We start from the raw sequence: 26,884 nt of genomic DNA, 5'->3' as shown, positions 1-26,884 counted from the left end.
CGCATTTCCACCTCTGGTCGCAAAAACATTAATTTTCTTCCAATTGGCTATATATTATTGTTTTTGAGTAACATCCGCCATCGCGGTTGTCATAAAACAAGGGTGATCCCCTGACACAGACCGGCAGACAGGAATCTGCCGGCTTTCATACCCAAGCTCTGGAGAGTGCTGCACATGCTATCGATCAAACAGCTGAACAAAACGTATGCCAATGGCGTCAAAGCCATCAACAATGTCAGCCTGGAGATTCCCAACGGAATGTTCGGCTTGCTGGGTCCGAATGGCGCAGGCAAGTCCTCACTCATGCGTACCATTGCCACCTTGCAAGATCCCGATAGCGGCAGCATCCATTTCGATGGCGTCGACGTGCTGCAGGACAAGGCCGGCCTGCGCCGCCAGCTCGGCTATCTGCCGCAGGATTTCGGCGTGTACCCGAAAGTGAGCGCGGAAACCCTGCTCAACCACTTTGCCGTCTTGAAAGGCTTGACGGAGAAGGGCCCGCGCAAGGAAGCCGTGGAAGCCTTGCTGCAGCAAACCAATCTGTGGGAAGCGCGCAAGCGCAACCTGGGCACGTATTCGGGCGGCATGCGCCAGCGCTTCGGCATCGCCCAGGCGCTGCTGGGCGCGCCGCGCCTGGTGATCGTCGATGAACCGACGGCCGGCCTGGACCCGGACGAGCGCAACCGCTTCCTGAACCTGCTGGCGAAGATCGGCGAGCAGGTGGTGGTGATCCTGTCGACCCACATCGTCGACGACGTGACGGACCTGTGCCCGCGCATGGCCATGATCGTCAAGGGGCAAGTGCTGGTGCAGGGCGAACCGCAGGCGGCCATCGACACCCTGCTCGGCAAGGTCTGGCGCCGCAGCGTCAGCATGGACGAGCTGGCGCAGTACCAGCAGTCGCACAATGTGCTGTCGACGCGCCTGGTGGGCGGCAAGCCGCAGATCAATGTGTTTGCCGACAGCCAGCCCGACAGCGGTTTCGTGCAGATCGCGCCGGACCTGGAAGACGTGTACTTCCTGCATGTACGCAACGCCGCCCGCAGCGGCGTCGCCGCGTAAGGGGCCGCCATGTGGAAGGAATTTTTCAAGTTTGACCTCGGCTACCAGCTGAAACAGCCGCTGCTGTGGGTATTTGCCGCCATCCTGGCCCTGATGGCCTTTGGCGCCAGCAGCAGCGATTCGATCCAGATCGGCGGCGCCATCGGCAACATCAACCGCAATGCGCCCACCGTGGTGGCGCAGCTGCTGACGATGTTCAGCCTGCTGTCGATGTTGCTTATCACCATCTTCATCGCGGGCGCCGTGCTGCGCGACAGCGAAGTGGGCATGGCCGACATGCTGTTCGCCACGCCCATGCGCAAGTGGGACTACCTGTTCGGCCGCTTCGCCGCCGGCTTCGTCGCCTGCCTGGTGATCTTTGCCGCCATTGCCCTGGCGCTCATGCTCGGCCCCCTCATGCCCTGGGTCGACCCGCAGCGCGTCGGCGCGTTCTCGCTGCATGCGTATGCGTGGAGCTTCGGCGTGATGGTGATCCCCAACCTGCTCTTCATCGGCGCCCTGCTGATGCTGCTGGCGGCCACCACGCGCTCGATGCTGCTCGTCTACGTGGGCGTGCTGGGCTTTTTCGTGCTGTGGGGCATGGCTGGCGCCTTGACGCGCGATATCAACAACGAATGGGTCGCCGTCCTGCTCGACCCCTTCGGCATGCGCGCCCTGGGCCGCATGACGCGCTACTTCACGTCCGCCGAAGCGAACGCGGGCCTGCCGCCCCTGTCCGGCTTCCTGCTGGCCAACCGCCTGCTGTGGCTGGGCATTGCGGCCCTGCTGTTCGCCGCCACCGTGGTTCTGTTCAAGCCGCAGCGCACGGGCACGGGAAAACGCCTGTTCGGCAAGCACAAGGCCGAGGCAGCCGCAGCGGCCGTGACGGCGCCGCTGCACCTGCCGCGCACCCTTCCCACCTTTACCCCGGCGACGGCCTGGCGCCAATGGTGGCAAATCCTGCGCTTCGACGCCGCCGGCGTCTTCAAGAGCGTGCCCTTCCTCGTCATGCTGCTGTTCGGCGTCATCAACCTGCTCGCCAGCTCCAGCATGGCCAAGAACATGTATGGCACGGCCGTGTATCCGATGACCCATTTGATGCTGCAAAGTATCAACAACAGCTTCAGCTTCATGCTGATCATCATCGTCACCTTTTATGCGGGTGAGCTGATCTTCAAGGAGCGCCAGGTGAGGATCGCCGACGTCAGCGACGCCATGCCCGTGCCCGGCTGGGTGCCCCTGCTGGCCAAGTGCACGGCCCTGGTCGGCGTCATCGCCGGCTACCTGCTGGTGGGCGTCCTCGCGGCCATCGGTTTCCAGCTCTACAAGGGCGGCGCGCCCGTGGAACTGGGACTGTACCTGAAGGGCAGCTTGCTCGGTTCCCTCTTCTTCGTGCTGATGGGCTTGTGCGCCCTCACCCTGCAAGTGTTGTCCAACAACAAGTTCATCGGCTACCTGCTGGTGATCCTGCTGATGGTGGCGCAAATGGTGCTGGGCATGCTGCACCTGGAACACAATCTGTATGCCTTCGGCGGCACGCCAGCCATCAAGTATTCGGACATGAATGGCTATGGCCACTTCCTGACAGGCTGGGCCTGGTTTGCCGTGTACTGGAGCCTGTTTACCGTGGCGCTCGTCATGCTGGCCCGCGCGTTCTGGGTGCGCGGCCTGGCCGCCGGCGGGCGTGCGCGCCTGCGCCTGGCCCGCCAGCGCCTGCAAGGCCGCGCCGGCGCCGCGCTGGCCGTGGTGCTGCTGTGCTGGGTGGGCACGGGCGGCTGGATCTTCTACAACACGAATGTGCTGAACCAGTACGAAACGGCGGACGTCGGCATGGACAAGCAAGCCCGCTACGAGAAATTGTACAAACAATACAAGGACTTGCCGCAGCCAAAGATCACCGACATCCAGGCCGATGTGGATATTTATCCTGAGCAACGTAAAGTCTTGATCAAGGGCCACTACGTGCTGCAAAACAAGACCACGCAAGCACTCGACACCCTGCGCATCCAGCTTAACCCGGACCTGGAAACACGGTGGTTGAACTTGCCGGCGCACAAGATCGTGCTCGATGACAAGGAACTCGGCTTCAGCATCCTCAAGCTGGCCCAGCCCCTGGCGCCGGGCGCCACCCTGCCGCTGGACTTCACGGTGGCCGTCACGCATGAGGGCTTCACCAACAGCGGCGCGCCGGACCAGGTCAACCTGAACGGCAGCTTCTTCAACAACCAGAGCTTCTTCCCCCACTTCGGCTATGCGCAGCACATGGAGTTGACGGACCGCAATGAGCGCCGCAAGCGTGGCCTGGGCGAACCGCAGCGCATGGCCAAGCTGGAAGACAGCTCCGCGTATGGCAATACGGTGCTGGGCGGCGATGCCGATTGGATCCATTTCGACACCACCGTCTCCACCAGCGGCGAGCAGACCGCCCTGGCGCCCGGCTACCTGCAGGCCAGCTGGGAAAAGGATGGCCGCCGCTATTACCGCTACAAGATGGACCAGCCGATGATGCCGTTCTTTGCCTACCTGTCGGCGCGCTGGGACGTCAAAAAGGGCGACTGGCACGGCGTGCCGATCGAGATTTATGTCGACAAGAAGCACGGCTACAACACGGATCGCATGATTACCTCCGTGCAAAAGTCGCTCGACTATTACACCACCCGCTTCACGCCCTACCAGCACAAGCAGGTGCGCATCCTGGAATTCCCCGGCTACCAGAGCTTTGCGCAGTCGTTTGCCAACACGATCCCGTATTCGGAAGACATCGGTTTCATCGCCGACCTGCGCGACAAGGATGACATCGACTATGTGTTTTACGTCACGGCGCATGAAATGGCGCACCAGTGGTGGGGCCACCAGGTGATCGGCGCGAATGTGCAGGGCGCTACCATGCTGATGGAATCGCTGTCGCAGTACTCGGCCCTGATGGTGATGGAAAAGGAATACGGCCGCGAGAAAATGCGCCGCTTCCTGCGCTATGAGCTGGACCGCTACCTGAGCGGACGCGGCGGCGAGGCCATCGAGGAATTGCCGCTGGCGCGCGTGGAAGGACAGCAATACATCCACTACAACAAGGGCAGCCTGGTGTTCTACCGCCTGCGCGACGAGATCGGCGAGGAAGCGCTGAACCGTGCCCTGAAACGCTATCTGCAGGACAAGGGCTACCAGCAGGCGCCGTTCACCACCACCCTGGAACTGCTGGCCTACATCCGCGCCGAAGCGCCGCAGGACAAGCAGGCGCTGATCACCGACCTGTTCGAGAAAATCGTCTTCTACGACAACCGCGTGACGCAAGCGTCGGCCGTGCAGCGCAAGGATGGCCAGTGGGATGTCACCATGCAGCTGCACCTGGCCAAGCTCGAATCCGACGGCAAGGGCAAGGAAAGCCCGCGCGCCTATGACGAGCCGGTGGAAATCGCCATCTTCGCGCGCCCCGCGGGCGGCAAGGAAAAGGATGAACGAGTCCTGTACACCGCCAGGCGCATGCTGTCGGGCAGCGACCCGGTGCTCACCATCACGGTGAAGGACAAACCGTTCGAAGTGGGCGTCGATCCGTATAACAAAATGATCGACCGGGTCTCGCGCGATAACCGCAAGGAAGTGAGCATCAATTAATCCTTGATGCAACGCAAACAGGCCACGCTGTCACCGACAGCGTGGCCTGTTTTTTTATGCCTGATCAATGCATCAACGGTACACGAGGCCACCATCGATCAAGGGCGCCTGGCCCGTCATGTAATCGGCATCCGGTCCCGCCAGGAAGGAGACGAGTCCCGCCACATCTTCCGGCGTCTCCGCACGTCCCAGCGCGATGCCGTCCACGTACTTCTTGTATGTCGCGCCCAGCTCGGCGCCCGTCACCTCGGCCATGCGCTTGTCGATCTCGACCCACATGTCGGTGCCGACGACGCCGGGGCAATACGCGTTGACGGTGATGCCGTCGGCCGCCAGTTCCTTGGCCGCCGCCTGCGTCAGCGCGCGCACGGCGAACTTGGTGGCCGAGTACACGCCCAGCAAGGCGAAGCCGTCATGCCCGGCGATGGAGCAGGCATTGATGATCTTGCCCTTCTGCTGGCGCCGCTTGAAGGTCTTGGCGGCCGCCTGGATGCCCCAGAGCGTCCCTTGCACATTGATGCGCATGATGCGGTCGACCTCTTCCGGCGTCACGTCGAGCAGCGGCTGCACCTGCGCGATGCCGGCGTTGTTGACGATGATGTCGAAGCCGCCCAGTTCCCGCTCGGCAAACGCCACCGCCTCCGTGACTTGCTGCAATTGCGACACGTCGGCAATGCAGGTGACGGCGCGGCGCCCCAGCGCGCGCACTTCGGCGGCGACGGCGTCCAGTTTCTCCTGGTTCAGGTCCACCAGCGCGATATCGGCGCCATCCTTGGCCAGGCGCAAGGCGATGGCCTTGCCGATGCCTTGCGCGGCACCCGTGACCAGCGCGACTTTTCCGGAAATACCCATGTTGCTTTCCTTTCAGTACAGGGAGAGGAGCTGCAGCCTACCTGAAATTTTTCATCCGCCGCATCCTGAAACGTGCGTGCCCGGAAAAAGCGCGCAGGTCAAGAAAGGCGGAAAAAATGGCGTTTCAGCATGCCATGCGCGCGCTGCCGTACAGGCGCCTGGCGCCAGCTGGCGTAAGATGGATGGCATCGCAATTGCCTCGTTGCAATCTACTTCCCAAGGAAAATTCCTATGCCGCATCGCCACTTGCCCATCCGCGCCAGCCTGCTGCTGGCGGCCCTCGTTTTCACGACGCCCGCCTGGAGCGCCGATCCCGTCCACAAGGAAAGCGTGGCATTGACGGCGAACCAGGCCACGCATACGGTCAAAGGCAAGATCAAGGGTTACGCCACGGCCGAATACACGCTGACGGGCAAGGCGGGCCAGACCCTCAGCGTCAAGCTCAAGACCAATCAAACGTCAAATTACTTCAACATCCGCCAGGCCGGCCAGGAGGAAGCCCTGTTCATCGGCTCGACCAGCGGCAACACTTACCAGGCGGCACTGCCGGCCGATGGCGAGTACACGGTGCAGGTGTATCTGATGCGCAACGCGGCGCGCCGAAATGCGGTGGCGAATTACAGCCTGGAGATGGGCATAAAAGAAGCCGCATCGCATTGATCCGCGTCATGCCGGCTTGCTGCCAGCCGAGTATTTGCTGGCGGCAAGCGCCAGGCAGGCGGCCAGCAAGAGCATGGCGGCCAGGATAAATGCCGCACCGCTGTCGTGGCTGGCAGGATCAACGGCGACCAGCATGGCGAACAGTGCCGGTGTCGCCAGGCCCGCCAGGCTGCCGGCACTCTTGACGGCGCCCTGCAGCCAGCCCTGCTGCCGCGCCGATACGGCGCTGGTGAGCAGACCCTGCAATGCCGGGTTGGCCATTTCTCCCACGCCGAGCAAAAAAATGGCCATATATGCCCCCGCCGACTGGCGCGACAGGGCAAGGCACAAGAAGCCGGCACAGCAGCCGGCATAGGCCAGCATGGCCGTGCGCCGCGGGCCGTATCGTGTCATCAGAAGCGGTGCACATTTCATCTGCGCCACGCCGCCCCAGCCGGCCAGCACGGCAAGCATCAAGCCGACCTGGGTGGAGTCCCAGCCATACCGCTGTTGCGTGTAAAACACGAACGCCACGGAAATCGACCAGTGCGCGCTGGCCACCAGCAGATACGCGAGGGTCAGGAAACGCAGTTCGGGGCGCCTGGCCAGCTCGAACACGGCGCCAAATGGATTGCTCATGCGCCAGCTGACGGGGACGCGCTTGTCCGGCGGCAAAGATTCGGGCAAGACCAGTACGCCGTACAGGAGATTGCCGAGCGACAAATAGCCGGCAAGGTAGAAGGGCAAACGCACGTCGATATTGCCCAGCCAGCCGCCCAGAGCCGGCCCCGCCACCAGTCCCATGCTGTACGCCGCGCCCATCGAGGCAAACGCGCGGTTGCGCGCAGCCCCCTCGGAACAGTCTGCAATAAATGCATAGGCGATGCCAAAGCTGGAAGCGGTGATGCCGCACAAGATACGCCCCAACACCAATTGGCCCAGCGTTTCAGTGTCCGCCAGACAGAAAAAATACACTGCCACGCCCAGGTTCGACAGCAGCAGCAGGGGGCGCCGGCCAAAGCGGTCCGACAATGCCCCCAGCAGTGGCAAGGCAAACATTTGCGACAGCGAAAACAACATCCCCAGATAACCGAGCCATAGCACGGGCTGGGCGGGACTGTCCGTCAATTGCAGCAACAAGCGCGGCAAGACGGGGGCCACCAGTCCCGCGCACAGGACGTCGATCAGGACGGTCATGAAGACCAGCGGAAAACCGAATAGCTGTACCGGCCGGCCCTGCACCGTGCGCATCAACACAGTGCCAGCCGTCTCAGGCGGCAAGCGCTGGCGTGTCACTCTTCCATTCCGCCGGCGCATGCAGGGCATACCCGTCGAGCAAGGGCCCGCCATACGGCTGCAGCGCACGCGCGGCCAGGCCGCCAAACGCCTGCTTGCCGGCGGGTGGGTCGAGCAGGATCGCGCGCATGGCGGCATGCAGCTCATCCGCAATCGACGGGCTATGTGCCCTGAGCCGGCGCGCCAGATGCTTGCCGACGCCACTCCACGCCCCCCCGGCCCGCAGCACGAAATTGGCCAGCACGTCATACAGCTTGGTGGCGATCGCCAGTGTTTCCTCGGCCACCGTGCTGTCGACCAGGTCTTCCAGCAAGGTCGTGATCTCGTAGCGGCGGCTGGCCAGGGCATCGCCTGTCAGCGCCGGCGGACCTGCGTCGTAGATCGCCTGCGCCAGCTGGTACAGGGCGACGGATGTGTTTGTCTGTGGCAAGAGATTCCTGCCCTCGATAACCATCATCGCCATCGGAATCCGGCCGCCGGGACGGTCCATCTTGCGGCAAAAGTAATCGAAGGAGCGCAAGTCATGGCCATACAATTCCACCGTCTGCTGGCCCAGCTTGCGCGTCTCGCGCCAGGCATGCGGCACGTTCTCGAACAGGAGCAGAAGGTCGATATCCGAGGTGGCCGTTCCCTGGCCGCGCGCGATGGAACCGCCGATGATCGCTGCCAGGACATGCGGATAGGCGGGCAGGATGTGTTGTTCCACCAACTGGCGGGCTGCGTCGAAATTCATTCCATCATCCCCTGCAGGTCAGGTAACTCCACCGGTTGAGAACGGCCCAGCTGGCGTTCGATTTCCGTCGCGCTGAAACCGACATACTGGCGCGCGGCGGCATTGAAAAATCGCCCGCCGACCACGCTCACCTTGGAAGACTCTTCCAGCGTGCGCAGGCGCTGCACGGCTTGCGCGCCGAGCAGGGTGTGAAAACTGGCCAGACCATTCTTCACGTGGTTGACCTCGTCGATATAAATGCATTCATGCAGCAGGGAAATATCAGCGCGCCCGATGGCACGGTACAGCTCCGCATAGTACAGGTCGGCGCCCAGCGAAAAGCCTTCGCCGATCACTTGCTCGAGGCCGATGCAGTCTGCCGCATTCTGCGCCGCCCGGCAACTTTTCCAGATACCCAGGGACACCGGCGTTTCGCCGATGCGGCCCCCTTCGTTCGCCAATGCGCCCAGCAGCAGCTGCGCGTGGCGGAATTCTTCCGCGCACTGCAAGGTCAGCGATTCGGCCACGTCGCCCGGCAACTCCGGGAATCGCAGCACCAGCATGGCGCACACTTCGCCGGCGCACACTTCCACATTAAAAATCTGCTGGTGCAATTTCCTGCGCGGATAATCGCGGTCCAGCTCATAGCGCACGTAGTCGACGATCTCCAGCTGCTCGGGGCGCCCGGGCAGCTCGGGACAATCCCACTGCGCCGGCAGCACCTGCCCTTCGAGGCGCTGGCAGCCGCTCTGCATGGCAGGCAATAACCACAGCACTTTCTGTGCCGCCAGCTCGCTCTTGGCCCACAAGCCGAACGAGGCGAGCGCCTGCATGCTGTGCCGGAGGGTGGCGAAATGCGCGTCGATGTGCACGCCCTCGTCCGCGCAAGGCGGGGCGCCAGGCGCTTCGCCCAGGGCAAAGCTCCTGCAGCAATCCTGTACCGTCGACAGTGCCTGCTGCGCCGCATGCAAGGTCATGGACCACGCGATCTTGCCAGCCACCTCGCGCTCCGTAATCAACGCGTGCGCCGCAGCGTTCCGGATGGCCTCAAGGGCGTGGGCGGCAGCAGCCAGGTGTGCCGTGTGTTCTTTGATGACGGACATATCATTCCCAACGATAGCTAATGGAGTATCAACCGCATCGGAACAACCGTGGCGCGCGGCAATGCGAAGGATGCCCAGGGCAAGGCGCGCCAGCGGTTGTCCGGCAGGCTAGGCGGTGGTGCGCAACATCCTGAGGAAGCGTTCCCTCAGTGCCCAGTTCACGGGCTCGAGCGTCTCATAGCCCAGCACCTCATCCACAGGGAACACCGTCTCCCCGGCAGAACCTTCCTTTGCCGCCCAGCGCAACATTTTCTCGGGCAAGCCAGGAAACGCCGACGCCATCCAGTACGCCATCGAATAGTATGCGTTGCGTCCCTCCGCATAGCCGGGATAACGGTCTGCGTAATTCGAAAACGAATACTTGGGGAAGCAGCCATCGATAATTTTCTTGGGCGTCATCCACAGGGGATAGACGAGGGTGACATCGCCGATCGGGCGGGCCGGCAGGGGCAATAATCGGCGCTCGGTCGCCATGATCGCGAACATCTCGCCCAGCAAGTCTTCGAAATTCAGGCCGGTGGCGATAAATTTCGCATCGAGCGATTTGGCCACGCTCGTCAGTACGCGCCGGATGATCAGGGTGCCGAGGAATTCGAAGTCATCGTCGGGAAATTCCCGGGCAAAACGGTCGGTGATGCCCAGGCCGCCAGCGCTGGCGCCGAGTATCGCTTTCGATTCTTCTTCCGATACCACGGTCAGCGGCAGATGGTAGGCCTGTGCCAGCTCGCGCGCGCGCGGAACGCCGGAATTCCACTCGCCCGGCCCTTCGATAATGACTGGATGGATGTCGATCGGGAACTCGTCAAATTGCGACAAGGCATACAGCAAGGCATTGCTGTCGCCTCCGCCACTCACGCCGACCACCAGCTTGTCGCCAGGCGACAGGGTGTCGCGCAGCGTTTGTGCCACGGCATCGCGCACGGCCAGCTTGCACTCGTTCGACGAGAGGCGTTTCAGGATATTCGGACCGCCCTTTGCCGCGCCGTTGGCGTAGATATATTCGGCAACGGCTTCTTCATTGTTGGCGGGCGGGGAAACCTGCAAGGTGTTGTTGGTGTGCAGGAAAGGATCAATATTTCTTTGAAAAAATGCATAAACTTGCCGGTCCGGCGGAATCGCGCTGCCTGTTTCACTCAAGCAAGGAAAAAGGCTATAGGCGCCAGATGGATCGCGCAGGTAGGTCGCCACCGCCGTCCAGGGCACATGATTGCGCGCCAGGGCATCGAGCACGCGCTCATCCTCGCCGATGTCAAAACTGGATGTTCCATGGGTCGTTACTACAATTAATTCTCGATTCATTGAGCCTCCCTCGGATAAAGCCCAAGGTGGGCTAGGGCTAGCACCACCTTGGGCACAGTCAGTAATTACATCGACGACAGCACGGTGCTCGGGCCGACGATGCACTCGAGGTTATTGCGCGAGCATTTCGGAGCGGCGCCGTGCATGCGGCTGTTTTCCAGCGCGGCAATATCCAGCGCGGCCACGGCGACGTTGCTGGCAGCAGCGATGTCACGGTTGGCGCGTTTCAGGGAATAGCCAGAGGTGTTGAAAGAACCGGTACCATGAACCACTTGGGTATTACTAATCATAAGTTTCTCCTTGAGTGATGGACCTGCGCTCGGAACCGCAAAAAATACACAATTCCGGCCACCGGCAAAGGGCGGCGTAGATTATTTTATAAGGTTTCATCTACGACATTCTCTCGTTTTGTCACCACTGGACAGTAAACTGTATCGGCAATGGTCTTTTGTTACTCCTAGAAAATATTACGCTGCAGCTTGCGCGCAGGACATGCCCACCTCTTGGCGTGGCAGTCCATCGCAGGCGCCGCAAAAGAAAAATGCCCTGCACATCCAGGATGTGCAGGGCATTGCTGATGAAATGATGTATTCCGATCAGAACGGGATGTCGTCATCCATATCCGAGAAGTTCGGTGCTGGCTTCGGTGCCGGACGTGGCGCCGGTGCCGGGGCTGGACGCGGGGCTGGTGCCTGGCGCGGGGCCGGGGCTTCGTAGCCGCCGCCACCGCCGTAGCTGTCATCGCCACCGCCGGTGTCGCCGCCCATGCCGGAACGGCCGCCCAGCATTTGCATCTGTTCCGCGATGATGTCGGTTGCGTACTTCTCGACGCCGTCCTTGTCCGTGTATTTACGGGTTTGCAGACGGCCTTCGACGTAGACGGACGAACCTTTTTTCAGGTATTGGCCGACGATTTCCGCCAGGCGGCCGAAGAACGAGATACGGTGCCATTCTGTCAATTCTTTTTGTTCGCCCGTGTTGCGGTCCTTCGATTTGTACGAAGTGGCCACGGCGATGTTGGCGATCGCGTCGCCGCTAGGCATGTAGCGGATTTCCGGGTCACGGCCCAGATTGCCGACGATGATGACTTTGTTGACTGATGCCATGAATAACTCCTGATGAATCGCTGCGGGAGCCGGTAGCCCCGCGCGTGAGATTTTTTACCAAACGACGATTATAAGCGACCATGCGGCGCAAAGCATCCGCTTTCTAACGGACGCCAGCTACCGCGCGGCAGCACATTTTTTTCACGGCAAGAGAAAACAAGAAACTTGAATACTGGTATTATATACAGTGTTTGAACGTCTGCACGCATCTGTATCAAACTTTGCCGGGGCACCTACGCGGGGCGATGCAATCCGCCCATGACTGCCTCAGGCATGCAGAGCAAAACCCGGCTATAGTAACAGGTTGACCCGTTGTGGCTGCCTCATCTGGCAGTTCCCGCAATGCGCCGGCCGCACCACTCACTGAAAGCAAGGCAATCACATGGAACAGATCCGCATTCGCGGCGCTCGCACGCATAACCTCAAGAATATCAATCTCGATTTGCCGCGCAATAAGCTGATCGTGATTACCGGCCTGTCCGGCTCCGGCAAGTCGTCGCTGGCCTTCGACACCCTGTATGCGGAAGGCCAGCGCCGCTATGTCGAGTCGCTGTCGGCGTATGCACGCCAGTTTTTGCAGCTGATGGAAAAGCCCGACGTCGACCTGATCGAGGGATTATCTCCCGCCATTTCCATCGAACAGAAGGCAACGTCGCACAACCCGCGCTCGACGGTGGGCACCGTGACGGAAATCCACGATTATCTGCGCCTGCTGTATGCGCGCGTCGGTACCCCGTACTGCCCCGACCATCCGGAAAACGCGCTGGCCGCCCAATCCGTGTCGCAAATGGTCGATGCCGTGCTGGCCATGCCGGAAGACACCAAGCTGATGATACTGGCGCCCGTCGTCGCCAACCGCAAGGGCGAACACGTCGACCTGTTCGAGCAGATGCAGGCGCAGGGCTTCGTGCGCTTCCGCGTGCAGAGCGGCACGCATGCCGCCAAGATCTATGAAGTCGATGACCTCCCGAAATTAAAGAAAACGGAAAAACACACGATCGACGTCGTCATCGACCGGGTCAAGGTGAACCAGGACATCAAACAGCGCCTGGCGGAAAGTTTCGAGACGGCCCTGCGCCTGGCCGACGGCCGCGCCATCGCCTACGAAATGGATACCGCCCAGGAACACGTGTACTCCAACAAGTTCGCCTGCAATGTGTGTGGCTATTCCCTGCAGGAACTGGAACCGCGTCTGTTCTCGTTCAACAATCCCATGGGCGCCTGCCCCGAATGCGACGGCCTGGGACACATTGAATTCTTTGACCCGAAACGCATCGTCGCGTTCCCCAATCTGTCGCTGGCGTCGGGCGCCGTCAAGGGCTGGGACCGCCGCAACCAGTTTTATTTCCAGATGCTGTCGAACCTGGCCGCCTTTTACGAATTCGACCTGGACATGCCGTTCGAGCAGCTGGACCTGAATTCACAGCAAGCCGTGCTGTACGGTTCCGGCAAGCAAGTGATTCCGTTTAGCTATGTCAATGAACGGGGCCGCACCGTCATCAAGGAACACACGTTCGAAGGCGTGGTCAACAATCTGCAGCGCCGCTACCGCGAGACGGACTCGATGGCCGTCAAGGAAGAACTGGCCAAGTTCATCAATGAAAAATGCTGTCCATCATGCGATGGCGCGCGCCTGCGCGTGGAAGCGCGCTTCGTCAAGGTGGGCACCGGCAAGCAGCAGCGCGCCATCTATGAAGTGGCGGGAAAACCGCTGCGCGAGACGCTGGAATTCTTTGAAAAACTGAAATTGACGGGCGCCAAGAAAGAGATTGCCGACAGGGTCGTCAAGGAAATCATTTCGCGCCTGAAATTCCTCAATAACGTGGGCCTCGACTACCTGTCGCTGGACCGCAGCGCCGATACGCTCTCCGGTGGCGAAGCACAGCGCATCCGTTTGGCATCGCAGATCGGCTCCGGTTTGACGGGCGTCATGTATGTGCTCGATGAACCGTCGATCGGCTTGCATCAGCGCGATAATGACCGCTTGATCGAAACCTTGAAACATTTGCGCGACATCGGCAACAGCGTGCTGGTCGTCGAGCATGATGAAGACGCGATCCGCACGGCCGACTACATCGTCGACATGGGTATCGGCGCGGGCGTGCACGGCGGCGAAATCATCGCCGAAGGCAGCCTGCAAGACATTTTGAAAAACAAGAAGTCGCTGACGGCGCAATACCTGAACGGCAAGCTGAAAATCGCCGTGCCGGCCAAGCGCCACGCCAGCAATCCGGAAAAGCAGCTGGTGATTACTGGCGCAACGGGCAACAACCTCAAAAAGGTCTCGCTGAGCTTGCCGGTGGGCCTGATGACGTGCGTGACGGGCGTGTCCGGCTCGGGCAAGTCCTCGCTCGTCAACGATACTTTGTATCCGGCCCTGTCGCGCCATTTGTACGGTTCGCAGACGGAACCGGCGCCGCACGAATCGATCAGCGGCCTGGAGCATTTCGACAAGGTCATTTCCGTCGACCAGGCACCGATCGGCCGCACGCCGCGCTCGAATCCGGCCACCTATACCGGCTTGTTTACGCCGATCCGCGACCTGTTCTCCACCGTGCCGACGGCCAAGGAACGCGGCTACAGCGCGGGGCGCTTCTCGTTCAACGTGAAGGGCGGGCGCTGCGAGGCGTGCCAGGGCGATGGCGTGATCAAGGTCGAAATGCATTTCCTGCCCGACGTCTACGTGCCGTGCGACGTCTGCCACGGCAAGCGCTACAACCGCGAAACGCTGGAAGTGCAATACAAGGGCAAGAACATCACGGAAGTGCTGGGCATGACGGTGGAAGAGGCGCATGAATTCTTCAAACCCGTCCCCTTGATCGCGCGCAAGCTGCAAACCCTGCTCGACGTGGGCCTCGGCTACATCAAGCTGGGCCAGAGCGCCACCACGTTGTCCGGCGGCGAGGCGCAGCGCGTGAAATTGTCGCTGGAATTGTCCAAGCGCGACACGGGCCGCACCCTGTACATCCTCGACGAGCCGACGACGGGCTTACACTTCCACGATATCGACTTGCTGCTGAAAGTCATCCACCGCCTGCGCGACCAGGGCAACACCCTCGTCATCATCGAGCACAACCTGGACGTCATCAAGACGGCCGACTGGATCGTCGACCTGGGCCCCGAAGGCGGCGCCGGCGGCGGGCAGATCATCGCCACGGGCACGCCGGAAGACGTGGCCGTCAACCCGGCCAGCGTGACGGGCAAGTACCTGGGGCCGCTGCTGAAGCAATAAACGGCGTCTCCCTCTCAATCCCTCGGCCAGTTGTCTTGCCCGGGGGATTTTTCTATGGGAAACTATCTTGCTCAGCAATCAAGCCGTTTCTTCACGAGAGACCATGCAAACCAGACCATCGCGATTCAGCTGGACCCGCTGCATGGCACTGGCGTGCTTGCTGCTACCGGGCAGTGTACTGGCCTGTTCCTGCATGGAAGATGAGCCAGGAAAATTCCTGCATGCAACACCTGCGAGCAGCGCAGGCCCCGCGACCATCAGCCTGCCGGCCAATGCGCGCGGTGTCCTGTTTCTGCCTGAAACTTATCCGGAATACGTGCTCAGGGATGAAGGAAGGTATAGCATTGTCAGGCAACCAATCGCCCTGTCCACAAAGAATTTTCGTATCCAGGAGCATGGTTTGGGTCGAAAACTGACACCGGTCGTGGTAAGGCTACGCGTGGAAAAGCAAATGGGGCAACCACTGCAAGGCTATTATCTGGCGAGCCCGGAAATGCAGCAATGCACCGGCCAGAAAAACGCTTCCCTGCCGATATGCCGTAGCTTGAACGCCGTGGACTCGGACTGGAGCGCACCGAAGCAACAACAAACTGGCGACAAGATCAAGCGCTTCGCCATGCAGCAGGGCTTGCGCGACATCAGCGAAGAAGTCGATGCCGCTTACGGCTTGTATCGGATCGAGGCCCGCGAGGGTTTCAAGCCTGGCAAACTCTATGATATTGAATACCACGATGGCCCACGGCGCCTGAAACTTGCATTGCGCATGGAAGCCACACCATTACGCCTGGACCGGCCAGACCAGTTTGCAATTAGTCCGGATGGGCCACCGGGGCGTGAAATCCTGCCCATGGCGAGCAACGACGGCAGCTGCGGCAGGCGGATCAAGGTAGCTACCCAGCCATTGCGCCTGACACTGCCGCCGTCCTACGAGCGGCATGCCTCACTCCTCCTATATTTCATGCAGCAAAAATTGCAGCAGGCAGATCAACAACACATGGCGGCGGCAGGACAATTTACGCCATTTCATTATCGGCCGGCCCTGTGCACCAGTATTGCCTATGGTGGCAGCTTTCATGGCGAAGGACGCGAACTGGCAATCGGTGATTGCCAGTCGCCCGCGCCACGCCAGGTGAAAGCGTTTGCCGGCGTGCTTGAAGTAGAGAACCGCCTGCACGAAACGACGCTACTGCCGGTATCCTTTCCGGCAGCAAAACCTGGTCAATGCCCGAAAGTGAAAGATGACGTAAATCTGCGCTATTTCGTGCCGACCATGTTTCGCTGAACCAGAAAGCCACAAAAAAAACGGCGCGGATTGCTCATGCAATCCGCGCCGTTTCTCTTTTTGCTAGCACCCCAGTCATTGCCGGTGTGTCATTTATCGCACGCCAGTCTTTGCCGGCGTGTTTCTCCCCCACTACAACTCTCCACACCTGACAAGCTGCTGCGCGGTGCGCTACGCTGGTCAGGTGCTGCTTGACGCTAACTTACTTATGCACTCAGCCGCTTTTCCAGCGCAGCCTCGTTGTCTGCCAATTCTTGCGGCAGATGACGAAAGAAGTAGTGTTGAGCCCGACCAGCGTGACAGGCAAGTACCTGGGAGCGCTGCTGAAGCAGTAAGTTCCAATTTCCCTCACGATCCCCCGGCCAGTTGTCTTGCCCGGGGGATTTTTCTATGGGAAACTGTTCTCCCGGCCCTGTGGCCACTTTCATACCGAGGGCCATTTGTCGCTTGCATCATCACTTGCAATATTGGCGCGCCGCAGCATCGCCATTGCATTGGCTGGCGCCACGCTGCCCGCATGGGCCTGTTTTTGCCCGCCAGACGCATCCGGGGAATTCCTGCACCTTGCGCAGGCCGAGGGCAAGCGTCCGCCGTCTGTCACCTTGCCCGCCAATGCACGCGGCATCCTGTTTCTTCCCGGGCAGTATCCCGATACCCTGGCCAGCGATGAGGACGGCTATTCGATCGTCGCTCCGCCTGTCGCCCTCTCCGCGAAGCGCTTCCATATCCAGGAACGCGGCACGGGCCGCAAGCTGACACCGGTAGTGGTGCGGCTGCATGTGGAAAAGCAGATGGGCGTGCAAGATAAGGCCAGCTTTCTGGCTAATACCGAAATGCAACAATGCGCAAAGCAAGAACAGCCGCTCACGCCACTCTGCCGCACCCTGATATCGTTGAAATGGGACTGGTCAAAACAGGAACAGGACGGCCCCAGCGACAAGGTGAAGCGATTTGCCTTACAGAATGGCTTGCGCGATGTCAGCGAAGAAGTCGATGCAGCCTACGGCCTGTACCGGATCGAGGCACGTGAAGGATTCAAGCCTGGCAAGGTGTACGATATTGTCTATCGCGAAGGCGGGCGGCGCGTGAAGGCCGAGCTGCGCATGGCAAGAACGTCGCTGAATCTGGACGGCCAGACACCCTTCACGGTCGGCGCGGACGGTGCCGCCAGGCGCGAAAAGCTCCGCATGGCCCGCGGCGGCAGTTGCGACATTCTGATCACGCTGGCCAGCCAGCCATTGCGCCTGGCGCTGCCTCCGGCGTACGAGGCCTATCCAGCACTGCTGATGTACTTCATGCAGGAAAAACTGGAGCAGCGGGACCAGCAGCAATTCTCTGCGACACAAGGTTTTACGGCATTCCGCTATTGGCCGACAGTCTGCACCAAGATTCCCTATGGCAGCAGTTTCCATGGCCAGGGACGCGAACTGGCGATCGGCGATTGCCAGGCGCCGGCACCACGCCAGGTCAAGGCGTACGCAGGCGTACTGGAAGTGGAAGACAACCTGCATGAGACGGCGCCGCTGGCCATTACCTTTCCCGCAGAAAAGCCTGGGCAATGTCCCAAAATGATGGACAGGGTCTACCCTATTTATGTCGTGCCGGCCAAGGCCGGCTAGACATATCGTACTCGCCATAAAAAACGGCGCGGATTGCTCATGCAATCCGCGCCGTTTCTCTTTTTGCTAGCACCCCAGTCATTGCCGGCGTGTCATTTATCGCACGCCAGTCTTTGCCGGCGTGTTCTCCCCCACTACTAAACCTTATGCACTCAGCCGCTTTTCCAGCGCAGCCTTGTGACCTGCCAATTCCTGCGGCAGATGATACGCGAGTTTTTCAAACAACTCCGTATGCAATTTCAATTCTTCCACCCACGCGGCCTTGTCGATCGAGGTGATGGTGTCGAACTGTTCTTGTGTGAATGGCAAGCCATCCCAGTTCAGGTCGCCATACTGCGGCGTCGTGCCGAACAGGTTTTCCACGCCGCCCGCCTTGCCTTCGATACGCTCCAGCATCCACTTGAGCACGCGCATGTTGTCGCCAAAGCCAGGCCAGACGAATTTGCCAGCCTCGTCCGTACGGAACCAGTTGACGCAATAGATCTTCGGCAGGGCAGCCGGGTTGACCTTGCCCACCTTGACGCCCATGTCCAGCCAGTGCTGGAAGTAATCGCTCATGTTATAGCCGATAAACGGCAACATGGCAAATGGATCGCGGCGCACGACGCCCATCTGGCCCACGGCGGCGGCCGTCGTTTCGGAACCCATGGTGGCGGCCATGTAGACGCCTTCGACCCAGTTGCGCGCTTCGGTGACGAGCGGCACGGTGGTCGAGCGGCGGCCGCCGAAGATGAAGGCCGAGATCGGCACGCCGGCCGGATCGTCCCAGGCCGCATCGATGACGGGGTTTTGCGTTGCAGCAACAGTGAAGCGCGCATTCGGGTGCGCCGCCTTGGTGCCGGACGCCGGCGTCCAGTCCTTGCCCTGCCAGTCGATCAGGTGGCTTGGCGCTTCTTTCGTCAAGCCCTCCCACCAGACGTCGCCGTCGTCCGTCAGCGCCACGTTGGTGAAGATCGTGTTGTCGCGCATGGACGCCATGCAGTTGTAATTGGTTTTTTCGTTGGTGCCCGGCGCCACGCCAAAATAACCGGCTTCCGGGTTGATGGCGTACAGACGGCCGTCGGCGCCGGGCTTGATCCAGGCGATATCGTCGCCGATGGTCGTCACTTTCCAGCCGTTAAAACTTGCTGGCGGGATCAGCATGGCGAAGTTGGTCTTGCCGCAAGCGGACGGGAACGCTGCCGCCACGTAGTGTTTCTTGCCTTCCGGAGATTCCACGCCGAGGATCAGCATGTGTTCGGCCAGCCAGCCCGGGTTGTTGTCCGAGGCTTGCGCTTCCTGGTAGCCCATGTTCGAGGCGATGCGCAGGGCGAAACATTTCTTGCCCAGCAAGGCGTTGCCGCCGTAGCCGGAACCGAAAGACCAGATTTCGCGCGTTTCCGGGAAATGCACGATGTATTTAGTGCTGTTGCACGGCCATTTCACATCTTGCTGGCCGGCGGCCAGCGGCGCGCCCACGCTGTGCACGCACGGCACGAACTCGCCATCGGTGCCCAGCACGTCGTACACGGCACGGCCCATGCGGGTCATGATCTTCATGTTGACGGCGACATACGGCGAATCGGACAGTTCCACGCCGATGTGCGCGATCGGCGAACCCAGCGGACCCATCGAGAATGGCACCACGTACATGGTGCGGCCGCGCATGCAGCCGTCGAACAGACCGTTCAAGGTGTGGCGCATCTCGCCAGGCTCGGTCCAGTTATTCGTCGGGCCGGCCGCTTCTTTCGTTGCCGAGCAGATATACGTGCGGTCTTCGACGCGGGCCACGTCGCTCGGATCGGAGCAGGCCAGGTAGGAATTCGGGCGCTTTTCGGCATTCAGTTTTTTCATGGTGCCGCTGGCAACCATTTCAGCGCACAGGCGCTCGTACTCTTCTTGCGAGCCATCGCACCAGTAGATGCGGTCTGGCTTGGTCAGCGCGGCAATATCGGCCACCCAGTTGATCAGTTTCTGTTGTTTAATATAAGCTGGGACGTTGAGTGCGGCGACGCCACCCATGACGGGCTGATTCATATTACCTCCAATACCAATAAAAGAAATTCTGGTCATTCCGGCAAGACAGGCAGCATCGTTGAGAGGTGGCTGCGGCTCACTGCGGGCGGGGTGCTCACGCGGGCAGGGCTCTGGCGTCGTTTACCTGGATCATGCACCCAGGCTGCAGGAACAGTTTGCGCTATAACTATAATCAGGAAGCTTTAAAAGTGCCGGCGATTGTACACCCGCCTAACGGCTATTCTCGCAAAAATGTAGGAGAATAGCTTGACTAATGTAGTAGGCTATTCAGCATTTCCCGTATCCTGTTATTTCCCTACCAAATCTTCACTAAAATCGGCCATCCACCATGAAAATTGCCATACTCGATGATTACCAGGATGCCGTGCGCGGCCTCGATTGCTTCAAATTGCTCGATGGCCACGAGGTCAAAGTGTTCAGCAATACGGCGCGGGGACTGGGCCAGCTGGCCATCCGCCTGGCGCCGTTCGATGCGCTGGTGCTGATCCGCGAACGCAGCAGTTTCAACCGGGCCTTGCTGTCGAAACTGCCGAACCTGAAACTGATATCGCAAACGGGCAAGGTCAGCGGACACATCGATGTGGCGGCCGCCACGGAACTGGGCATCGCCATCGCGGAAGGCATTGGCTCGCCCACGGCGCCGGCCGAACTGACGTGGGCGCTGATCATGGCGGCGCAACGCAAGATCGTGCCGTACGCGCAACATTTACAGGAAGGGCTGTGGCAAACGTCGTCAATCGAGCCGGCGCGCAACACGCTCGGTACGGTATTGAAAGGGCGCACCCTGGCGATCTGGGGCTACGGCAAGATCGGCCAATTGATCGCCGGCTATGGCCGCGCCTTCGGCATGACCATCCTCGTGTGGGGCAGCGAAGCGAGCCGCGCCGCGGCCGTGGCGGCCGGCGATACGGCGGCCACGTCGCGGGAAGCCTTCTTTGAACAGGCCGACGTGCTGACCTTGCACCTGCGTCTGTCCGACGCCACGCGGGGCCTGGTAACGGCAGAAGACCTGGCGCGCATGAAACCAACGTCCCTGTTCGTCAACACCAGCCGCGCCGAACTGGTGGCCGAGGGCGCGCTGGAAGCGGCGCTGCCGCAGGGGCGCCCGGGCGCCGCGGCGCTGGACGTGTTTACGGATGAACCCTTGCCGCCCGGCTCGCCATTGCTGCTGCTGCCGAACGTGCTGGCCACGCCGCACCTGGGCTACGTCGAGCGTGACAGCTATGAACTGTATTTCCGCTACGCCTTGCAAAACATCGTTGATTTTGCGCAAGGTCAATGCACGCGCCTGCTCAATCCCGAGGCATTGCAGCATGCACGCCAAGCCCCTCAGGAGCGCTGAAAGCCCTTGATCAGGTCGGGCTCGCCCGTGAGGCGGATGGCGGGCGCGGGCAGCACGTGCCGGCCGCGCCACAGGCCGGCCCAGCCGGGCGGCCAGGCGATGTCCTGGCCGGCATACGGCGCCACGCCAGCGCGCACGGCCACGACCGGCACGGGCGGCATGTCGGGCAAGGGCTCGCCCGGGGTGCGCGGCATGTCCAGGCTGTACATGTAATTGGGCAACAAGGCGTCGCAGACGCGGCCAAACCAGTCGGTGTGGTCGTCGTCGCGTCCCAGCGCCTGCGCCAGGCCTTGCGGATCGAAACGGGCCAGGGCATCGATCAGCTCGCCAGTGGTGGCGCCGGGCGTGTCGCCCCAGCCCATCACCGGGTTGACGTTGTAATCGGCGCCCGAGCCGTACCAGCCTTCGCGCCACGGCCGCTGCATCCAGTCGCGCGGTCCCGTAAACAAATGCCAGCGCCAGTGCAGGCCGGACGGTTTCGGCCAGGAATACAGATACAGTTTCTGATAGCCGGCCTGGTGCAGCTCGCGCACCATGGCCATCAGGCGCGCGTGCGGCATGCGGTCCGGCGGCGCGCGCCGAAACAGGATCGCTTCGCCGTCGGCAAACTGCACGTCGTCGGTCGACAGGTTCAGGTCCAGGGTCCGCGCTTCGCTGCCGAAACGGGCGGCGATCCAGCCCGTCAGCAAATTGACGGACGTGATCACCCCGTAACCGCGGTGGCGGTGAAAAATGACGGTGCCGGGAGCGAGCGCTTTCATACGGAGTCGGGGTGGCAGGCAAACAAAGAAACCAGTGTACTCACAGATGGCCAAATTTTCCAGATGCGATCCGCAACGGCCCGCAGCGGGCCCGCCATTCACGCAAGGCACACAATCCACGCTATCATGCGCGTCATTCTCCACTGACATCGTGACCACATCATGACTTTGCGCATACTCGCCACTGGCGGCACTTTCGACAAACACTACAACGAATTGAACGGTACCCTGGGCTTTTCCGACAGTCATTTGCCGGCAGCGATTGCCCGCGCGCGCATGACGGCGCCCGTGGCGCTGGAGCAATTGCCCCTGCTCGACTCGCTCGACATGCAGGATGCGGACCGCCAGCGCGTGCTGGCCTCGTGCCGCGCGGCACAGGAAAAAGCCATCGTCATCATCCACGGCACCGACACCATGCGCGAAACGGCGCAAGTGCTGGGCGCGGCGAACCTGCAGCAAACGGTGATTCTCACGGGCGCCATGATCCCCTACGAAATCGACAACTCCGACGCCCTGTTCAACCTGGGCTTTGCCTGCGGCGTGGCGCAAACCCTGCCAGCCGGCGTGTACGTGGCCATGAATGGCCAGATTTTTGCATGGGACAATGTGCAAAAGAACCGCGCCGCCGGCGTGTTCCAGCCCTTGTAAGGGCGCCGATGGCGGGCAGGGTGCGCACAACAGACCGGGAAGCGGTCGACTGACACTCTGTCACAATTCTAGCAGCCCGCTTTAGCGGGCTTTTTTTACGTTTTTTGACCTTTCATAAATTCTGCAAAGCGACAGTTTTTCTCGAATTATTGTAGGTAAAACATAGAATTGCCAATAGAATAATTTTATGTTGTAAAAAAACGCCATCTATCATTTTTAAAAACACCGATATTATTGAATATAAAACTGCAATTTAACAATTAATTTAAACATTCTTCTGTATCTACAATTTATTGCCAAATCCGACACGGTTGACATGCATTTTTTCTTGCTGAGACGACATAATGTTCGCCTCGACAAGTTATAAGTGCATTTATAACAATATTGCGCTAAGTAGTCTTCCACCTCCCACCGACGTGGTTCCGCCTACCGTACACGAGCACCGCAAGCCGTCTATCCGATGGCTTTATCGGTGCTCGTGTACCGCTTGTCGTTATTAAAACTACTACGGAGTAATTGTTACAATGGCATTTAAAGAAAAAATTGGCGTGCGCAGCGTACGCCTGGCCCTGACCGTCCTGGCAGGCAGCGTCTTGTTCTCTGGCCAATCCATGGCGGACGAAGCAATTCAAAAAGTTGAAATTACCGGTTCGAGTATCAAGCGTATCGCTGTCGAAGGCGCACTGCCTGTGCAGCGCCTGACGCAAGAAGCAATTGCCAAGACCGGCGCCACCACAGTTGCCGACCTGCTCCAGGCCCTGCCCGCCATGCAAGGCTTTACCGTCGGCGCCGCCGCGGCAGGCACCAACTCCGGCGGCCGCACCAGCGCATCGATCCACGATATCGGCGAAGACTACACCCTGGTCCTGCTGAACGGCCGCCGCATCGCGCCACAAGGCTCGGGCACTTCCGTCAACCTGAACGCCATTCCGATGAGCGCCGTTGAACGCGTCGAAGTGCTGACCGACGGCGCTTCGGCACTGTACGGCTCGGACGCCATCGCCGGCGTGATTAACTTCATTCTGAAGAAAAACCAGCAAGGCGGCTCCCTGGAAGCCACCTATGGCGGTCCGGAAGACAAGGGCGGCAACGCCTGGAACACCAACGTGACCTATGGCTTCGGCGACATCGACGAAGACCGTTTCAACGTGCTGGTATCGTACCGCCATGACGAGCAATCGAACTTGCGCGCTACCGACCGCACGTTCGCCCGTTCGTCGCGTATTCCAGTGAGCCATAACGGCAAACAATACGTCTACGACAAGACCGCCATAGGCACGGCACCAGCCAACGCCACCGTGTCCGTCAAAGGCAAAGACGATTACCTCTTCAATCCATACCTGGCGAAAAATAATAATTGTGGCGCCGTGACCAATGCCCCACTGGCAGCCAATCGGCTGGCTTGCGGCTACGATGGCGGTTCGACGGTGGAAATCGTGCCTGAATCGAAGCGCGACAGCCTGTTTACCCGCGCCACCTACAAACTCAACGATTCGCTGAATGCGTTTGCCGAAGTCGCCTACTCGCGTTATGACCTGACCGCGCGCATCTCGGCCAATCCGGTGGCAATCCCGATTGCGCTTAACGGTGAGCAGTACAACAAGTATGTCCTGCCTTACCTGACACCAGAGCAAGTCAAGGACATCACCTCCGTGTCAGCCAACTATCGCATGAGCGACTGGGGTACCCGCGACACCAACACCATCACCGAGACCAAGCACTTCGTCATCGGCGTCGAAGGCGAAATTGGCGCGTGGAACATTGATGCGGGCCTGACCTGGTCGCAAAATGCCATCAACGAACACTACGTCGGTGGCTATGCGAAAACGGCCGATATGAAGGCCCTGCTGAAAAATCCGGCGTTCAACCCGTTCCTGCCGGCCGGCACGCCATCGCCGGAAATGCAAGCACTGATCAACAATTCGCAATTCACAGGTTCGATCCGCACGGCATCGACCACCATGCGCGGCATTGATGCGCACGGCTCCCGCGAACTGTTCACCTTGCCAGGCGGCAAAGCCAACATCGGCATCGGCGCCGACTACCGCGAGTACAACTACGGCCAGACGCCGGATGCGGGTGCAAACACCAGCACCATCTACGGTTTCAACACCTCGCCACGTTACGACCTGAGCCGTTCAACCTACGGCGTCTTCGCCGAATTGCTGGCACCGATCACCAAAACGGTGGAAGTGAGCCTGGCTGGCCGCTATGACTCCGTATCGGCGATCGACAATGGCGTCATCAACAAGACCATCGGCAAAGATGCCAATGCCAATACCTACAAGGTTACGGCACGCTGGCAGCCGATACAGCAAGTACTGCTGCGCGGCTCCTACGGCACGGGCTTCAAGGCTCCGGACATGCTGAGCATTGGTCAGCCGCTGGTCAACAACGGCTTTACCGGTGCTAACTGGAATTGCCCATTCCCAGGCGATGCGCTGTGCCGTGCGCCTAACACCCAGTACAATAAAATGGCTGGCGGTAACGAAAACCTGAAGCCGGAAAAATCGAAACAGTTCACCGTCGGTTTCCGTATCGAGCCTAGCTCGGCATTCTCGTTCGGCGCCGATCTGTGGGACGTGAAAATCACCGACGCGGTTTCGGCCGTGAGCGAAGCGCAAGCGTTCAACAACCCAGGCATGTACCGCGACCTGTTCGGCACCTATATCGAACCGACGACCGGCAAGCCGTACTTTGCGTTCAAGTCGCTGTCGATGAACATCGGCCAGACACACAACCGCGGTATCGACTGGGACATGACGGCACGCAAGAAGTTTGATATCGGTAACTTCACGGCTAACCTGAGCGGCACCCATATGCTCAAGGCCGACTACACCGTACCAGGCACCAAGGATCAGTGGACCAACAACATGAACTTCTACGGCATTTCCGATGCCGTGACGTTCCGTAACCTGATGAAGCTCAACATGAGCCTGGAATCGGGCAAGCTGACCAACACTGTCGTCGTAAGCTACCGTAATGGCTATACCGACGCTTCGGCCGAAGTGGTAAACCTGGCCACCAGCACGAAGGAAAATATCCGTCTGCACGTACCTTCGTACACGACGGTTGACTTCCAGGGCCGCTATGCGTACAGCAAAGCAGTGACCTTGCGCGCAGGTATCAAAAACCTGTTCGACCGCGAACCGCCGCTGTCGCTGCGCAGCTCGCGTGGTCACCAGGTTGGCTACGATCCACGCTACGCCGACCCAATGATGCGTTCGTTCTACTTCACGGCCCAGTACAAGTTCTAAGCTGACCTCGTCAACCTAGTCTGAGCCGACCAAGGGCCTTGCAAACGCAAGGCCCTTTTTTTTCGTCCCAAGACCGCCATGCCAGGCGAAGGACGAAAAAAAAGGAGCCGCAGCTCCTTTTTCGTACCGATATATCTGCTTTTATGCAGTCGCTTCGCCGCCCAATGCTTCGACCACGTCGGCCATCAGCTTGGAGAGCTCGCCCGTCATCAGCATCACGTCGCCGTCGAAACGCTCTTCGTCGTTCTTCGTGCTCGATTCCGTTTCCTTGATCACGTCCAGCGGCTTGACACTCTTGATGGCCAGGGACTCCGTCAGCACGAACGAGATCTTGTCGTTCCACGTCATGGCCAGGCGCGTGCATTGCTTGCCGGCCGCAATGTGGCGGCGCACGTCGTCCGCTTCCAGCGTGTGGCGCACGTAGCGCACGGTGGCCTTGCTTTCGCCCGTGGCGCGCAATTCCGTGTCCATGTCGACCGTGAAGCCGGCCGGCGCATCGTCGGCCTGCAGCCATTCCGTCATCACCGCCACGGGCGAGCGCTGCACGCGCAGGCTTTCCAGCGGCAATTTGTCGACGGCTTTGAGCAGCAGCTTGATCACTTCATCGGCTTTCGCCGGGCTGGCGGCATCGACCACCAGCCAGCCATTGACGGGATCGATCCACGTCCAGACGTTGCTGCGGATGCTGAAGGCGCGCGGCAGCAGTTCGTCGGCCACGCGCTCCTTCAATTCCTTCATGGCCTTCTTACCAGGCGCAAAGCCTTGCGCTTCTTCCATCTCGGCGGCGCGGGCCTTGGCCACCTGGTTGATGACGGTCGCTGGCAGCAATTTCTTTTCCGTGCCCAGCAGGATCAGCATTTGCTTGTTGACAACATGGACCAGGCCGCCGTTCGGGCGCGGCGTATCCCAGCCCTGGCGCATCAGATCCATGCTGGTCGCCGGCGTAAATTTGTTCGAGGACAAGGCCTCTTCCAGTTGTTCTGGCGTATAGGCCCATGGTGCGGGCAGGCGGTAAATCTGAAGATTCTTGAACCACATAGTTTTTGTCTTCCGTTTGTTTCAGTAGT

Annotated in this window: 19 protein-coding genes; 9 read left to right on the top strand and 10 right to left on the bottom strand. The window is 60.3% G+C overall.

The genetic code is table 11. The annotated features are described in order from the left end of the window. The first annotated feature begins 174 nt into the window (after nucleotides 1–174). A complete protein-coding gene (locus tag AC07X6_RS14400) occupies nucleotides 175–1,062 on the top strand; it encodes an ABC transporter ATP-binding protein (protein WP_230542120.1) in 888 nt (295 codons plus the stop codon). A gap of 9 nt (nucleotides 1,063–1,071) precedes the next feature. Further along, complete coding sequence (locus AC07X6_RS14395) at nucleotides 1,072–4,653, top strand: M1 family aminopeptidase (protein WP_494791398.1); 3,582 nt, start codon at nucleotides 1,072–1,074, stop codon at nucleotides 4,651–4,653. Nucleotides 4,654–4,725: 72 nt separating this feature from the next. On the opposite strand, the gene AC07X6_RS14390 is transcribed toward AC07X6_RS14395, so the two are convergent. Beyond that, a complete protein-coding gene (locus AC07X6_RS14390) occupies nucleotides 4,726–5,505 on the bottom strand; it encodes an acetoin reductase (protein ID WP_494791397.1) in 780 nt (259 codons plus the stop codon). Nucleotides 5,506–5,736: 231 nt separating this feature from the next. Between AC07X6_RS14390 and AC07X6_RS14385 the strand changes: the two genes are divergently transcribed. Further along, nucleotides 5,737–6,165, top strand: a complete 429-nt coding sequence (locus AC07X6_RS14385) for a hypothetical protein (protein ID WP_230542123.1) — start codon at nucleotides 5,737–5,739, stop codon at nucleotides 6,163–6,165. Nucleotides 6,166–6,171: 6 nt separating this feature from the next. On the opposite strand, the gene AC07X6_RS14380 is transcribed toward AC07X6_RS14385, so the two are convergent. From AC07X6_RS14380 to ssb, 6 genes are all read right to left on the bottom strand, one after another. After that, nucleotides 6,172–7,440 carry an MFS transporter gene (locus tag AC07X6_RS14380; RefSeq protein WP_494791396.1) on the bottom strand — a complete coding sequence of 423 codons (1,269 nt, stop codon included), beginning with the start codon at nucleotides 7,438–7,440 and terminating at the stop codon, nucleotides 6,172–6,174. Beyond that, nucleotides 7,415–8,173 carry a nucleotidyltransferase family protein gene (locus AC07X6_RS14375; RefSeq protein ID WP_494791395.1) on the bottom strand — a complete coding sequence of 253 codons (759 nt, stop codon included), beginning with the start codon at nucleotides 8,171–8,173 and terminating at the stop codon, nucleotides 7,415–7,417. Before AC07X6_RS14375 ends, AC07X6_RS14380 begins: the two co-directional genes overlap by 26 nt. Further along, nucleotides 8,170–9,255: a DUF455 family protein gene (locus AC07X6_RS14370; RefSeq protein ID WP_494791394.1), complete on the bottom strand. Its 1,086-nt coding sequence runs from the start codon at nucleotides 9,253–9,255 to the stop codon at nucleotides 8,170–8,172. The genes AC07X6_RS14375 and AC07X6_RS14370 overlap by 4 nt, the downstream gene beginning before the upstream one ends. A gap of 108 nt (nucleotides 9,256–9,363) precedes the next feature. Next, the gene (locus AC07X6_RS14365) at nucleotides 9,364–10,554 is read right to left on the bottom strand and encodes a tRNA lysidine(34) synthetase (RefSeq protein ID WP_230542127.1); all 1,191 of its coding nucleotides are present in this window, start codon (nucleotides 10,552–10,554) and stop codon (nucleotides 9,364–9,366) included. 65 nt (nucleotides 10,555–10,619) lie between these two features. Beyond that, entirely contained in the window at nucleotides 10,620–10,844 is a 225-nt protein-coding gene (locus AC07X6_RS14360; protein WP_230542128.1) for a hypothetical protein, read from the bottom strand. Nucleotides 10,845–11,150: 306 nt separating this feature from the next. Beyond that, nucleotides 11,151–11,660: a single-stranded DNA-binding protein gene (gene ssb, locus AC07X6_RS14355; RefSeq protein WP_494791393.1), complete on the bottom strand. Its 510-nt coding sequence runs from the start codon at nucleotides 11,658–11,660 to the stop codon at nucleotides 11,151–11,153. A 382-nt stretch (nucleotides 11,661–12,042) separates the two neighbouring features. Here ssb and uvrA point away from each other — a divergent pair, with 382 nt between their 5' ends. The 3 genes from uvrA (at nucleotide 12,043) to AC07X6_RS14340 (ending at nucleotide 17,793) form a co-directional block, all read left to right on the top strand. After that, nucleotides 12,043–14,892: an excinuclease ABC subunit UvrA gene (uvrA, locus tag AC07X6_RS14350; protein WP_494791392.1), complete on the top strand. Its 2,850-nt coding sequence runs from the start codon at nucleotides 12,043–12,045 to the stop codon at nucleotides 14,890–14,892. A 103-nt stretch (nucleotides 14,893–14,995) separates the two neighbouring features. After that, nucleotides 14,996–16,174, top strand: coding sequence for a hypothetical protein (locus AC07X6_RS14345; RefSeq protein ID WP_494791391.1), 1,179 nt, complete (start codon nucleotides 14,996–14,998; stop codon nucleotides 16,172–16,174). A 440-nt stretch (nucleotides 16,175–16,614) separates the two neighbouring features. Beyond that, entirely contained in the window at nucleotides 16,615–17,793 is a 1,179-nt protein-coding gene (locus AC07X6_RS14340; RefSeq protein ID WP_494791390.1) for a hypothetical protein, read from the top strand. A 144-nt stretch (nucleotides 17,794–17,937) separates the two neighbouring features. Here the strand turns inward: AC07X6_RS14340 and AC07X6_RS14335 are convergent, their stop codons facing one another. After that, nucleotides 17,938–19,809 carry a phosphoenolpyruvate carboxykinase (GTP) gene (locus tag AC07X6_RS14335; RefSeq protein ID WP_494791389.1) on the bottom strand — a complete coding sequence of 624 codons (1,872 nt, stop codon included), beginning with the start codon at nucleotides 19,807–19,809 and terminating at the stop codon, nucleotides 17,938–17,940. Between the two features lie 328 nt (nucleotides 19,810–20,137). On the opposite strand from AC07X6_RS14335, the gene AC07X6_RS14330 reads away from it, so the two are divergent. Next, complete coding sequence (locus AC07X6_RS14330; RefSeq protein ID WP_494791388.1) at nucleotides 20,138–21,151, top strand: D-2-hydroxyacid dehydrogenase family protein; 1,014 nt, start codon at nucleotides 20,138–20,140, stop codon at nucleotides 21,149–21,151. Here AC07X6_RS14330 and AC07X6_RS14325 read toward each other — a convergent pair. Beyond that, nucleotides 21,139–21,912 carry an L-asparaginase gene (locus tag AC07X6_RS14325; protein ID WP_230542133.1) on the bottom strand — a complete coding sequence of 258 codons (774 nt, stop codon included), beginning with the start codon at nucleotides 21,910–21,912 and terminating at the stop codon, nucleotides 21,139–21,141. The genes AC07X6_RS14330 and AC07X6_RS14325 overlap by 13 nt on opposite strands. A gap of 162 nt (nucleotides 21,913–22,074) precedes the next feature. Between AC07X6_RS14325 and AC07X6_RS14320 the strand changes: the two genes are divergently transcribed. Together AC07X6_RS14320 and AC07X6_RS14315 are read left to right on the top strand one after the other, a co-directional pair. Then, entirely contained in the window at nucleotides 22,075–22,560 is a 486-nt protein-coding gene (locus AC07X6_RS14320) for an asparaginase domain-containing protein (protein WP_034781194.1), read from the top strand. A gap of 524 nt (nucleotides 22,561–23,084) precedes the next feature. Further along, on the top strand, nucleotides 23,085–25,817 hold the full coding sequence (locus tag AC07X6_RS14315; protein WP_494791387.1) for a TonB-dependent receptor: 2,733 nt from the start codon (nucleotides 23,085–23,087) through the stop codon (nucleotides 25,815–25,817). A gap of 141 nt (nucleotides 25,818–25,958) precedes the next feature. Here AC07X6_RS14315 and AC07X6_RS14310 read toward each other — a convergent pair whose 3' ends face one another. Beyond that, nucleotides 25,959–26,855 carry a recombination-associated protein RdgC gene (locus AC07X6_RS14310; protein WP_034754435.1) on the bottom strand — a complete coding sequence of 299 codons (897 nt, stop codon included), beginning with the start codon at nucleotides 26,853–26,855 and terminating at the stop codon, nucleotides 25,959–25,961. Nucleotides 26,856–26,884 lie beyond the last annotated feature (29 nt).

Source organism: Janthinobacterium sp. GW460-12-1-14-LB5, from assembly GCF_059423585.1.
The sequence above is the reverse complement of the archived record's forward strand: the minus strand, read 5'-3'. Positions and strand labels throughout refer to the sequence as shown.